The sequence below is a fragment of the Paenibacillus glucanolyticus genome, from assembly GCF_037333485.1.
Lineage (GTDB): Bacteria > Bacillota > Bacilli > Paenibacillales > Paenibacillaceae > Paenibacillus_AQ > Paenibacillus_AQ glucanolyticus.
In genome coordinates, this window is record NZ_CP147845.1 from 753,387 (window position 1) to 765,000 (window position 11,614).

Sequence of the window (11,614 nt, forward strand, 5' to 3'; positions counted from 1 at the left end):
GAAAAACACATGGCATACCAAAAGTTGGGCCGCGATTCCAGTGCGCGTAAAGCGTTGTTCCGTGACCTGGTAACCGACCTTTTCTTATATGAACGCATTCAAACGACAGAAGCCAAAGCGAAAGAAGTTCGTTCGATCGCTGAGAAACTGATCACAAAAGCAAAAAAAGGTGATCTGCACGCTCGTCGTCAAGTAGCTGCATTCGTGCGTCGTGAAACAGTAGATGGCGAACAAGATGCAATTCAAAAATTGTTCTCCGAAATCGCTCCACGTTACTCCGAGCGTCCAGGCGGATACACTCGTATCCTGAAGCTGGGTCCTCGTCGTGGTGACGCAGCTCCAATGGTTTTCTTGGAACTGGTGGATCGCGCGTAATTTAGCTTTGTTCCATTGAAGTGACTGTAGTTATGTATGCCCGGCTCTGTAGAGGTTTATTCTTAGAGCCATGAACGGGAAGTGGTGCGAGATATAGTCGATCATCTAGTTCGACTCGTCTCGACTACTCCATGGGCAGTAATAACGGGGACCTTCTAGTCATGTGGCTGACTCGAAGGGTTCGGCTTAACATGATGAAAAGGAGCTCCTATGGGGCTCTTTTTTTGATAATGTGTATTGGCTTTAGGCTGGTATCCCAATAGCTCCGAATAAGTGAAGGCGTCAAAACGCCTCAGTAGAACGAGCCTTGGAAATACTGAGCTAAAAAGCACTCAGGAGGCCAGCAATGCGTAATCTTCTGATGAGGGTCAGTTACGACGGTACCGATTATAACGGCTTTCAGACCCAGCCCGGTGGCCACACGATTCAGGATTATTTGGAGGAAGCAATTCATCGCTTGTCCGGAGAACAGCTCAAGATTACTGCTTCTGGCCGGACGGATGCTGGGGTGCATGCACGCGCCCAAGTATTCAATTTCTACACAGCTTCTCCAATTCCCTTGGAGCGTTGGTGTATGGCATTAAACACCTGGTTGCCGGAAGATATCGTAGTTTCGGATGCGATGGAGGTACCTCTGGAATTTCATTCCCGCCATGCAGCCAAACGCAAAACCTACCGCTATACGATCAATGCGAATCAGCATCCGGACTTATTCAATCGCCGCTATCAGATCCATCATTATGGACAACTAGATATCCCAGCGATGGAGCAGGGACTTCGTCATCTGATCGGAACGTATGACTATACAACGTTTGCGTCGCGGAAGTCGACGAAATCGTCCCATGTACGAACTATATTTGATGCCTGGTTTGAGAGGGATACCTCGATGTGCCGCCCCGGCACTAGAGATCAGGGGGTCATTCATACGTACTTATCCGGGAATGGGTTTCTGCAGCATATGGTTCGAATTATCATGGGCACGCTGATTGAGGTCGGGGAAGGCAAGCGTCATCCGGATGATATGAAGATCATACTGGAGGCCAAGAACCGGGCAGCAGCCGGGCCTACAGCCATGGGCAAGGGCCTGATGTTGTGGGAAGTGGAATACGATATCACCGGGAATGAGAATCCGCTTCAGGAATTCTGATGTTCTGGCGGTAATGCGCAAGGTTTCAGGTAGTAAACCTAAAAAACACTTGCGTAAGTGGGCGTAATCCTGTATTATATAAGTTGTGTTTTCTTAACGGCTCTCCCACAGCCCCGGTTAAGAAAATGCCGATTGCAAGACTGCAACACCATGACAATGCTTTACACATGAACGAAGATAAATGATGAAAATTAATGATGATTTTCGGACGAATACAAGGAGGAACTATACATGCGTACCACCTATATGGCGAAGCCAAATGAAGTTGAGCGCAAATGGTACATCGTTGATGCCGAAGGCAAGACGCTTGGCCGTTTAGCAAGTGAAGTTGCGGCTTTGATCCGCGGCAAACATAAGCCTCAATTCACTCCACATGTTGACACAGGGGATTTCGTGGTTGTTATCAATTCCGAGAAGATCCACCTCACTGGCAAAAAGATGGAGAACAAGAAATACTATCGTCACTCCCTGCACCCAGGTGGATTGAAAGTAACTGTTGCTCAAGACCTGATTGCTAAATACCCAGAGCGTGTAATCGAAAGTGCGGTTCACGGCATGCTTCCTAAAACTCGCATGGGCGAAAAAATGAAGCTGAGACTGAAAGCATATGCAGGCGCAGCGCATCCACATGAAGCACAAAAACCAGAAGCTTACGAACTTCGCGGTTAATTAAAAAGGAGGACAGTTTCATGGCACAAGTACAATACTATGGGACAGGTCGTCGTAAACATTCGGTAGCACGTGTACGCCTCGTACCGGGTGAAGGACGAATTGTCATCAATAAACGTGATATTAATGAGTACTTCGGTTTGGAAACACTCAAACTGATCGTTAAACAACCTTTGAATCTGACAGAAACACTGGGCAAATATGACGTGCTTGTCATCGCACACGGTGGCGGCATCTCCGGTCAAGCTGGAGCAATCCGTCACGGTATCTCCCGTGCTCTTCTGAAAGCAGATCCTGAATTCCGTCCTTCTCTGAAAAGAGCTGGATTCCTGACTCGCGACCCACGTATGAAAGAACGTAAAAAATACGGTCTTAAAGCAGCTCGTCGCGCACCTCAGTTCTCGAAACGTTAATATTCTCGATCTACCAAGCTCTTGGCCAATTATGGTCAAGAGCTTTTTTATGTTTGTCCACAATGATATGCACATAACCGCAGGTGAAACATGTGATATCACATTAAATAAAGCAGGTTGTGCACATGATGTGCACAACCTGAGGATATAGGAACCGATTGCACCTCCATCCCGCTGAAAATGACATCGATCACCACTTGACTTGATATGTAAATAGAGATATATTAATAAATGCAAATTAATTAAGTACTTAAATAATTAATATTTAATCATTAATTGGTTAAATGATTTTGAATGTGGTAAGGGGGATATTGTTGGATAAAAGTGAACAGATTTTCAAAGTATCATCTATGTTTCGTGCCCTGCTAAAGAACATATCGCAGGAATGGAAGAAATCAGGTGCCGGAAAGTACAATGTCACATACCCACAATTTCAAGTGTTGTATGTTTTAAAATTGCGGGGGCCGCAAAAGGTATCTGATCTTGCAGAGGCCTTGTCCTTGACCCCACCGGCAATTACGGGGCTGACGGATAAATTGGTCGCAGAAGGATATCTGCAGAAAGAGCGTGCTGAGGATGACCGCAGAGTCGTGAATATCACGATCATGGAGTCCGGGCTTGAGATCATTAGAAGTGTGAAAAGAGATCAAAAAGAAGTGATTCAGGGGTTCTTTGACAATCTCTCTGAAGAAGACATAGAGCATCTAAATCGGATTTTTTCCTTGATGTTGTCAAACATAGATAATCAAAATGGGTAGAGGTGGAGCATGGAGCATTTAACGCTTAAACGTAAAGTTTCAATTATGGTAGCCATTATGGCCGCAATGTTCTTCGCGGCCATTAACCAGACGATAACAAGCACGGCAATGCCGCGAATTATCGCTATTCTCGATGGCATGGATTATTATACATGGACCATCAACATTTATTTGCTGACATCAACCATAGCAACCATACTGGTTGGCAAGCTGTCTGATATGTTTGGACGTAAACCGTTCATCTTAATAGGTATATTATTTTTTATGTTGGGGGCCTTTCTAACGGGTACATCAACAGATGTGTACCAATTCATCATATACCGCGGTATTCAGGGTATTGGTGCCGGTATAATCCAATCGACAGCATTTATGTCTGTCGGTGACTTATTCCCACCTCGAGAACGTGGTAAGTGGATGGGACTCATGACAGCCGTATTCGGCTTCTCCAGTGTCCTTGGACCAACTCTTGGCGGATACCTGGTAGATAACATTGAGTGGCGTTGGTTATTCTGGATCTTCCTGCCGCTGGGCGTGGTAGCCTTTATCATGATCTGGTCGTTATTTCCGAAGGTTGAGCGCAAGACAGGACAGTCCGTTGACTATCTGGGCTCCTTGTTTCTTACAACTTCCATCGTTCCCTTGCTGCTTGCTTTCTCTTGGGCGGGCACGGAGTACCCTTGGGGGTCACCGGAAATTATCGGTCTTATAGCAGGCTCGGTTGTATCGGCCCTCATCTTTATTTTTATCGAGATGAAAGCCAAAGAGCCGATTCTGCCGCTCAGTTTGTTTAAGAACAGCGTAGTTACGGTATCCAATCTGATTGGATTCTTTATGAACTTTGGTTTGATGGGTGCCATGATTTATATATCCTTCTATGTTCAAGGCGTACTTGGTATCTCACCAACATATGCGGGTTATGTAACCATACCTATGTCGATTTTCATGATGGGTATGAGTGCGATAGCAGGCCAGCTTATCGCTAAGAGCGGTAAGTATAAACGCTATGCACTTATTGGAGTTCCAATTATGATGGTGGGCATGGGCATTATGGTGTTTATGGACAATATCTGGCTTACTGTGATCAGTACCGTGATTTTCGGTATCGGTTTGGGTCTGGGCATGCCGGTCTTCTCTTTAGCAACTCAGAATGCGGTATCTCACCAGGAGCTTGGCGTGGCAACGGCTTCGTCTCAATTGTTCCGTAATCTTGGAGGTACAATTGGTATCGCGGTTATGGGTACAGTTATGTCGAATAATCTGACGAAGAACCTGAAGGAATCACTTCAATCGGCTAATGCGCCGGATTTTAGCTCTGTGGATCCGCAGCTAGCGCAGCAGTTGCTGTCCTTCGCCAATCCGCAGACACTGATGAATAAGCCGCTCATCGAGCAGACACAGGCAAATCTTCCTGCTGATGTACAGCCTTTATTCGTGCAAATGATCGACACGATCCGTGATGCGCTTGGGAATACATTGTCCATGGTGTTCCTGACAGGTACGGTAGTTCTGGCAGTAGCACTGCTGCTTGTCTTCTTCTTGAAGGAAATTCCGCTGCGAACGACAAATCAGGCACCTGCTCCAAAATCCGAGGACACGGATGGAAAAGGTTCCAGTCCTGTTGCCGCCAAAGCTGCAGAGGCAACCGTGGCAGTAGACTAAGTTTGCTATTTGTCAAAATGTTTGGGAATTGGGGTAACATGAAGACCTTTCCTGCTAGTGCAGGAAAGGTTTTTTCGTTTTTAAAGGTGTCGATTTGATGGTTGACATTTATTAGGATTGTTTTATACTGTATTTAATTCATATTATTTCAGTAGGATTATCGGGATTAATAACGGGGGAGGCATAATCATGAATTTGCTGGAGAAAGAAGATTTAATCAGAGTGCAGGCAGAAGAGCTTGAGCATGCAACGGCTGAGGAAGTCATAGCATTTGCGATCAAGACATTTCCCAATATAACGTTCGCTTGCAGCTTTGGAGCAGAAGATGTGGTATTGGTGGATATGATTCAGAAGATCAGCCCATCAACAGATATTTTCTATCTGGATACCGATTTTCATTTTAAGGAGACCTATGAAACTCGGGACCGGATGGCAGAGCACTACAGCTTGGAGTTTGTAAAGGTATCTCCTCTCATTACGCCGGAAGAACAGGCAGCTCAGTTTGGGGAAGAACTGTGGAGGGTTAGCCCGAACGAGTGCTGTAACATTCGTAAGGTAGAGCCGCTCACTCGGATTCTGTCCCAGTATGAAGCGTGGATTACAGGAATCCGTAGGGATCAAGCTCCGACTCGTGCCAATTCGAAGAAGATCGAATACGATACGAAGTTTGGTTTGGTCAAATTCAATCCCATTGCAGCTTGGACAAGTGAAGACGTGTGGAATTATATCCGTGCTAACGATATTATCTACAATCCGCTTCATGATCAGAATTATCCGAGCATTGGCTGTGAGTATTGCACACGGCAGGTCTCTCCTGGGGAAGATCCGCGTGCAGGACGCTGGTCAGGACATGAGAAGACGGAATGCGGACTTCATAAATAAGAATCCATTAATGATGTTAATTCATTCATAGCAACAGAGGAGGAATCATTCATGACAGCCATACTCCCTCATGGCGGTACGCTGGTACAGCGGGTAGCCCACGGAGAAGAGCGTGACGTTATATTGAAGCAGGCAGATACTTTGTCTAAGATATCTGTTAACGCCTGGAGCATATCGGACCTGGATCTCATTGGAGTCGGGGCATTTTCGCCATTGCAAGGGTTTCTTAACGAGTTGGACTATAAGTCAGTCATATCCACGATGCGTTTATCTAATGGCACGGTGTGGAGCATTCCAGTCACACTGGCTGTTGATGAGGATACAGCGGCTAGCCTCGTTGTAGGCGAGAAAGCTGCGCTGGTAGGAGAAGAGGACGGTGTGATCTACGGCGTTATCGATGTAGAGAGCATCTATCAGGTAGATCAGCAAGTCGAGGCTGTTCAAGTATTTAAGACAGACGATCCGGAGCACCCTGGTGTAAAGAAACTTTTTGAACGATCTGCAATCTACGTAGGAGGCCCCATTCAAGTTTTGAACCGCCCGCAGCCGGCAAGGTTTGGGGAGTTTTATTTTGATCCGGCAGAAACCCGTGAACAATTCAGAGCCAAGGGCTGGAATACGGTGGTAGGTTTTCAAACACGTAACCCGGTTCATCGTGCACATGAGTACATCCAGAAGAGTGCAATGGAAATTGTGGATGCACTTTTTTTAAACCCGCTTGTGGGGGAAACCAAATCAGATGATGTCCCTGCTAATGTACGAATGAAGAGTTATCTGACATTGCTGGAGAATTACTATCCTGAGGATCGTACCTTTTTGGGTGTATTCCCGGCTGCGATGCGTTACGCAGGGCCTAGAGAAGCTATTTTTCATGCGATCGTTCGGAAAAACTATGGATGTACCCACTTTATCGTCGGCCGGGATCACGCGGGGGTTGGCGATTATTACGGTACCTATGAAGCGCAGGAAATTTTCAGAAACTTCACGGCGGAAGAGCTTGATATTACACCTCTTTTCTTCGAACACAGCTTCTTCTGCACAACCTGTGGAAACATGGCCTCAAGCAAAACATGCCCGCATCCAAAAGAGAACCATCTGACCTTGTCCGGAACCAAGGTGCGTGGTTTGCTCCGGGAAGGTCTCTGTCCGCCGCCGGAATTCACACGTCCGGAAGTTGCTCAAGTGCTGATAGAGGGTATGAAAGAACAGATCACGGTATAACAGAAGGTATAAATAGCCACCTTGTCCCATATGATGGAGTAGAACAACTCATGGGACGAGGTGGTTTTGTTATGTCCAGGCGGAGATCGGACAAGGTTACGGTGTGGATATCGTTGAAGAGAATCAAGCAAACCATAATAGGGATTGCGCTGCTGGCACTGCTCATTATCGTGGTGACGTACGAAATCCCAACTGCCAAAACGTCCAATACCTGGAGTTTGCCGCTTTCCGGCAAAGTCATCGCACTCGATGCAGGACATGGTGGGCCTGATGGTGGGGCGGTAAGCCGGCAGGGTGTCATCGAGAAGGATGTGAACCTGGCCATTACCCTCTATTTACGTGATTACTTGCAGCAAGCCGGAGCTCTTGTCATCCTGACAAGAGAAGGAGACTACGACCTCGCTGCAGAAAGCACGAAGGGGTATTCCAAACGGAAAACAGAGGATCTCAAGCAGCGTGTGCGGAAGATTGAAGACAGCAAGGCGGATATGTTTATCAGCATGCATCTGAACAGCATTCCGTCTAATCGCTGGAGAGGGGCACAGACGTTTTTTCCTCCGAATAATGGGGACAGCAAAAAGCTGGCTGAATTAATCCAGGATGAGATCAGGAACAATCTGGAGAACACGCAGCGTCTGGCAAAAACGGACGATAAAATATTTTTGCTGCAAGCTCTGCGCATGCCGTCTGCGCTGGTGGAGGTAGGTTTCTTGTCCCATCCACAGGAATCCGAACTGCTCAGGGATGAGAAATATCAGAGAATGGTCGCAGCTTCCGTCTACAAAGGAATTTTGCGTTATTCCTCCGGCGATTCCATCAGCGAGTCGTCACAAGCTGCAGAGTAATGGTATAATAGACGCGATATTGAAACATTGTCTATTCCATTACATAAAGCAGAGGTGCTTATATGCTGACTAGAGAAACGGTACAGGAGATACTCCAGCCTTTACGTGATCCCGAAACTGGGAAGAGCTTGATGGAGCTCCAGCGTATTCGTGATATTGTTGTAAAGGAAAGCACGGTGCGGTTATCTGTGATTTACAGCAGCGAAGATGTACGCGCTTCCCTGGAAGCGCAGATCCGAGAAATCCTTGAAGCCATGGGGGCGGAAGATATTCATATCCGAATGCGCCCTCTTGACAGTAATGCAGGTGGACCTGCGCGTGCTAAAGAGCCAAGCAATGAGGACAAGTTGACGAAGGGACATGCTGCCGGCATGGAGGATAACACTCTCCTGAGCGAGCAGTCAGGGATCCATTTTATTGCGGTAGCCAGCGGTAAAGGCGGGGTAGGCAAATCCACCGTTACTGTGAATTTGGCTGCTGCCTTGGCTCGTCAAGGCAAGAAGGTAGGATTGATTGATGCTGATATTTATGGGTTCAGCGTTCCAGACATGATGGGGATTGAAGAGGGTCCAACCGTGACCGAAGACGGCGTGATTATTCCGGTTGAGCGTTTTGGTGTCAAAGTCATGTCGATGGGTTTCTTCATCCGCGAGAACAGTCCTGTGATTTGGCGTGGACCGATGCTTGGCAAAATGCTTCGTCAGTTCTTCAGTGATGTCGCGTGGGGCGAACTGGATTACATGCTGCTGGATCTCCCTCCAGGCACAGGTGATGTCGCTCTTGATGTGCATCAGATGATTCCACAGAGTAAAGAGATTATCGTAACGACTCCGCATGCAACCGCCGCATTTGTTGCAGCCAGAGCAGGTGCAATGGCATTGCAGACCGATCATGAAATACTGGGTGTTGTGGAGAATATGTCATACTACGTATGTGCGCACGGTGGGGAGAAGGATTATGTATTTGGCCGTGGAGGCGGCGGAAAGCTGGCCGAGACACTTCATACCGAACTGCTCGCGCAGCTTCCGTTAGGAGGACCGGACAATCACCCTTCCGAGCCGGATTTCTCTCCATCCGTTTATAAATCGGGAACAGAGAGTGCAGTCATTTATGATGAAGTAGCCAGAAGAATTACGTCCAAGCTTGAAGACAACAACGAACGCAAATAAATTACTGATGTATATAAACAACAAGCTCCCATACAGGGAGCTTGTTGTTGTTTGAAGCTATGTGTCTAACCTCCGCCACCGCTTTCACCGCTCTCTTCTCCACCTTCGCCGCCATTCTCACCGCTACCGCCACCGCTGCCCTGCTCGCCCTGCGCTTGACCTTCACCCTCTTTCTTCTTCTCTACCTTAGGCTGAAGCTCTTCCTTCACCACCGACTTGAGCAGCTCCAGAACCTCCATACGGAAGAGCGGATTTTGCATGGCTTCCTGCATTACGGTCATGGACTGTTTGCGATAGTCCGGCGTATTGGTCAGTTCAAGAAACGATTTCATGACATCCGGCGATTTCAGCATATCCTGAATGGCCTTTTGATACGTTGGATCTTTAATCAGCTGCATATGGAGCTGTTTGCTTTCGGAATTGATCGCTTTGGCAAAATCACCGGCAAATTTAGGGTCGGTCATAATCTTTTCGATTTCTTTTTTATACTCGTCCGACACTAGTGTATCCTTAACAGCCGTACGAATCTGTTCACCCGATTGAGCGGAAATCATCCGCATTCCCATCGACCCACTGCTGGAGGTACCTCCAGATCCACTGCCAAGCGCCTCTTCGACTGCCTTTTTTCCTTCGTCAGTTTTCAGAATGTCGACCACCATGGATTTGATTTCTTTATATCCAAGCTGCGGGGACGAGCTTTGTTCTGCACCACAAGCGGTAAGCACCATGGCAGCAACGAAGACGATAAAACATAAACGAAATAACGGCCACTTCATTACCGTTGTCCTCCTTTTGTCTTCTGTATAAGTACATCGATACATGTTTTCTTACGGTTCTACGGATAGTATGCGATGGTTTTGCGGAAATATGTCGGATTCAGAATGGTTTTTTATTGTGAACGTTGGTAAAATAATGATCTGTGGGGGTGGAAGTTAGTTGAGCTTACGAAAGTGGTCTAAATTATTTTTGAAAACGCTGCTCGTTGGAGCAGTTGCTGCATTAATTGTAGGTCTGATACTGCAGCTGTTTAATGGTGGGATCGAATTCACAGGATGGGCCGATGTATTAATATACCCGTTGATTTTGTTGGGCTCTGGGGCGCTCGTGAGTGTGTATTCCCAGATGGGCTTTTTTGCATACCTGACTCTGAATTATATGGGGATAGGCATATTCCGCAGGAAGACCTGGCAATACATTCAGATTGTGCTCGCTGTTCTTGCATTGCTGGAGCTGATGTTCTTCCGTACTTTCGTCGGGGGTTCAACAAGCTTGCAGCAGGATTTGATTTTGGGAATCGCAATTCTGATTATCGCAGTTATGGTTGCTTATCTAAAAGTGAAGAGCACGAATGCTAATGCGTGGATTCCAACTCTCTTCTTTATGATGGCGATTTCCATTGTTGAGATTATCGGGGTACTCCAGATCGGAGTAAGCAACGCGACCATATTTATGGTGGTACCCTTGCTGATCTGTAATGCATACCAGATTCTGACGCTTCATAAAGTTACACAAGACGAAAAAAAGAGCTAATACCATAGCTCTTTTTTTGTTAATCAATATGAGGTTACAGGGGGATACCAAGCATTAATCTTATAGTCCGCCAGCATCTTCAATGCTCTTCTGCAATGAAGCCTGATCTCGAACCTCCGTGCCTTGGGTGCTTCCTTGTTGAAGCAAGTCCGTTACTGTAACGAACTCATACCCCTGGTTGCGGAGCTCTTTAATGATCAGAGGCAGTGCCTCATGCGTCTGCTTTACGGAGTCGCTGGCATGCATCAGCACAATATCGCCCGGATGTGCTTTGGAGGTCACGCGCTCCACAATTTTATCTACGCCGATGTTCTTCCAGTCTCTGGAATCCGTATCCCATTGAATAACCGTATAGTTCAGGCTTTGCGCGATGCTGAGAACTCTCTTGTCAAAATCTCCATTCGGCATTCGTATTAATTTGGGTTCTTGTCCCGTCATTGCGGTTAAAATAGTATGTGCCGAGGTAATCTGCTTGCGGATCTCCTCATCAGTGAGGGTGCTGTAGTTGTCGTGCTTGAAGCCGTGACTCCCGATTTCATATCCGTTTTCCTTAATCGTATTGACAATATCGGGATGTGTTTTGCTCCATGGTGCAGACAGGAAGAAGGTTGCTTTCTGAACACCATTGTCTTTTAAGGCCTGTAAAATGGGTTCTGCGCGTTTTTCACCCCAACTGATGTCAAAGGTTAAGGCAATTTGTTTCTTGTCCGTAGACACGCTGTAAATCGCTGACGGGTTGTTCTCGGAGAAGACCGAGATGTTATCGCTCTCCACATAGATAACGCCGATTGCAAAGACGGCCGCGGCAAGAACGAAGAAAAACCGCTTAATCTTCCTGCCGTTGAATACATAAAAAGAATTCATAATACGTGCGCCCCTCTCCCTTCAGTGTGCAATAGCTTGTTTACTTTCAACATATGCTCGTACTTGTGAGTTATACCAATTT

At 46.8% G+C, this 11,614-nt stretch carries 13 protein-coding genes; 11 read left to right on the top strand and 2 right to left on the bottom strand.

The features are described 5' to 3' along the window. The first annotated feature begins 9 nt into the window (after positions 1 to 9). From rplQ to WDY75_RS03600, 10 genes are all read left to right on the top strand, one after another. On the top strand, positions 10 to 375 hold the full coding sequence (rplQ, locus tag WDY75_RS03555; protein ID WP_006212894.1) for a 50S ribosomal protein L17: 366 nt from the start codon (positions 10 to 12) through the stop codon (positions 373 to 375). Between the two features lie 346 nt (positions 376 to 721). Then, a complete protein-coding gene (gene truA / locus WDY75_RS03560; RefSeq protein ID WP_036638433.1) occupies positions 722 to 1,522 on the top strand; it encodes a tRNA pseudouridine(38-40) synthase TruA in 801 nt (266 codons plus the stop codon). Between the two features lie 231 nt (positions 1,523 to 1,753). After that, positions 1,754 to 2,191 carry a 50S ribosomal protein L13 gene (gene rplM, locus WDY75_RS03565; RefSeq protein WP_006212892.1) on the top strand — a complete coding sequence of 146 codons (438 nt, stop codon included), beginning with the start codon at positions 1,754 to 1,756 and terminating at the stop codon, positions 2,189 to 2,191. Positions 2,192 to 2,211: 20 nt separating this feature from the next. After that, complete coding sequence (rpsI, locus tag WDY75_RS03570; RefSeq protein ID WP_006212891.1) at positions 2,212 to 2,604, top strand: 30S ribosomal protein S9; 393 nt, start codon at positions 2,212 to 2,214, stop codon at positions 2,602 to 2,604. Positions 2,605 to 2,918: 314 nt separating this feature from the next. Beyond that, positions 2,919 to 3,362 (top strand): MarR family winged helix-turn-helix transcriptional regulator, encoded by a 444-nt coding sequence (locus tag WDY75_RS03575; protein WP_006212890.1) that lies wholly within the window; start codon positions 2,919 to 2,921, stop codon positions 3,360 to 3,362. A 9-nt stretch (positions 3,363 to 3,371) separates the two neighbouring features. Further along, positions 3,372 to 5,021, top strand: coding sequence for an MDR family MFS transporter (locus tag WDY75_RS03580; RefSeq protein WP_006212889.1), 1,650 nt, complete (start codon positions 3,372 to 3,374; stop codon positions 5,019 to 5,021). Positions 5,022 to 5,210: 189 nt separating this feature from the next. Beyond that, entirely contained in the window at positions 5,211 to 5,903 is a 693-nt protein-coding gene (locus tag WDY75_RS03585) for a phosphoadenylyl-sulfate reductase (RefSeq protein ID WP_063477858.1), read from the top strand. A 51-nt stretch (positions 5,904 to 5,954) separates the two neighbouring features. Then, positions 5,955 to 7,124: a sulfate adenylyltransferase gene (gene sat / locus WDY75_RS03590; protein ID WP_006212887.1), complete on the top strand. Its 1,170-nt coding sequence runs from the start codon at positions 5,955 to 5,957 to the stop codon at positions 7,122 to 7,124. 71 nt (positions 7,125 to 7,195) lie between these two features. Then, entirely contained in the window at positions 7,196 to 7,969 is a 774-nt protein-coding gene (cwlD, locus tag WDY75_RS03595; RefSeq protein ID WP_006212886.1) for an N-acetylmuramoyl-L-alanine amidase CwlD, read from the top strand. Positions 7,970 to 8,031: 62 nt separating this feature from the next. Further along, complete coding sequence (locus WDY75_RS03600) at positions 8,032 to 9,138, top strand: Mrp/NBP35 family ATP-binding protein (RefSeq protein WP_036638440.1); 1,107 nt, start codon at positions 8,032 to 8,034, stop codon at positions 9,136 to 9,138. Positions 9,139 to 9,203: 65 nt separating this feature from the next. Here the strand turns inward: WDY75_RS03600 and gerD are convergent, their stop codons facing one another. Beyond that, positions 9,204 to 9,914, bottom strand: a complete 711-nt coding sequence (gerD, locus tag WDY75_RS03605) for a spore germination lipoprotein GerD (RefSeq protein WP_063477857.1) — start codon at positions 9,912 to 9,914, stop codon at positions 9,204 to 9,206. A 160-nt stretch (positions 9,915 to 10,074) separates the two neighbouring features. On the opposite strand from gerD, the gene WDY75_RS03610 reads away from it, so the two are divergent. Further along, positions 10,075 to 10,668, top strand: coding sequence for a KinB-signaling pathway activation protein (locus tag WDY75_RS03610; protein WP_063477856.1), 594 nt, complete (start codon positions 10,075 to 10,077; stop codon positions 10,666 to 10,668). 60 nt (positions 10,669 to 10,728) lie between these two features. Here WDY75_RS03610 and pdaB read toward each other — a convergent pair whose 3' ends face one another. Continuing rightward, the gene (pdaB, locus tag WDY75_RS03615) at positions 10,729 to 11,532 is read right to left on the bottom strand and encodes a polysaccharide deacetylase family sporulation protein PdaB (RefSeq protein ID WP_006212881.1); all 804 of its coding nucleotides are present in this window, start codon (positions 11,530 to 11,532) and stop codon (positions 10,729 to 10,731) included. Positions 11,533 to 11,614 lie beyond the last annotated feature (82 nt).

Coding starts and splice junctions, on each gene's coding strand:
- WDY75_RS03600 (WP_036638440.1), top strand. CDS start 8,032: ATGCTGACTAGAGAAACGGTACAGGAGATACTCCAGCCTTTACGTGAT.
- pdaB (WP_006212881.1), bottom strand. CDS start 11,532: ATGAATTCTTTTTATGTATTCAACGGCAGGAAGATTAAGCGGTTTTTC.
- cwlD (WP_006212886.1), top strand. CDS start 7,196: ATGTCCAGGCGGAGATCGGACAAGGTTACGGTGTGGATATCGTTGAAG.
- rplQ (WP_006212894.1), top strand. CDS start 10: ATGGCATACCAAAAGTTGGGCCGCGATTCCAGTGCGCGTAAAGCGTTG.
- WDY75_RS03580 (WP_006212889.1), top strand. CDS start 3,372: ATGGAGCATTTAACGCTTAAACGTAAAGTTTCAATTATGGTAGCCATT.
- rpsI (WP_006212891.1), top strand. CDS start 2,212: ATGGCACAAGTACAATACTATGGGACAGGTCGTCGTAAACATTCGGTA.
- rplM (WP_006212892.1), top strand. CDS start 1,754: ATGCGTACCACCTATATGGCGAAGCCAAATGAAGTTGAGCGCAAATGG.
- gerD (WP_063477857.1), bottom strand. CDS start 9,914: ATGAAGTGGCCGTTATTTCGTTTATGTTTTATCGTCTTCGTTGCTGCC.
- truA (WP_036638433.1), top strand. CDS start 722: ATGCGTAATCTTCTGATGAGGGTCAGTTACGACGGTACCGATTATAAC.
- sat (WP_006212887.1), top strand. CDS start 5,955: ATGACAGCCATACTCCCTCATGGCGGTACGCTGGTACAGCGGGTAGCC.
- WDY75_RS03585 (WP_063477858.1), top strand. CDS start 5,211: ATGAATTTGCTGGAGAAAGAAGATTTAATCAGAGTGCAGGCAGAAGAG.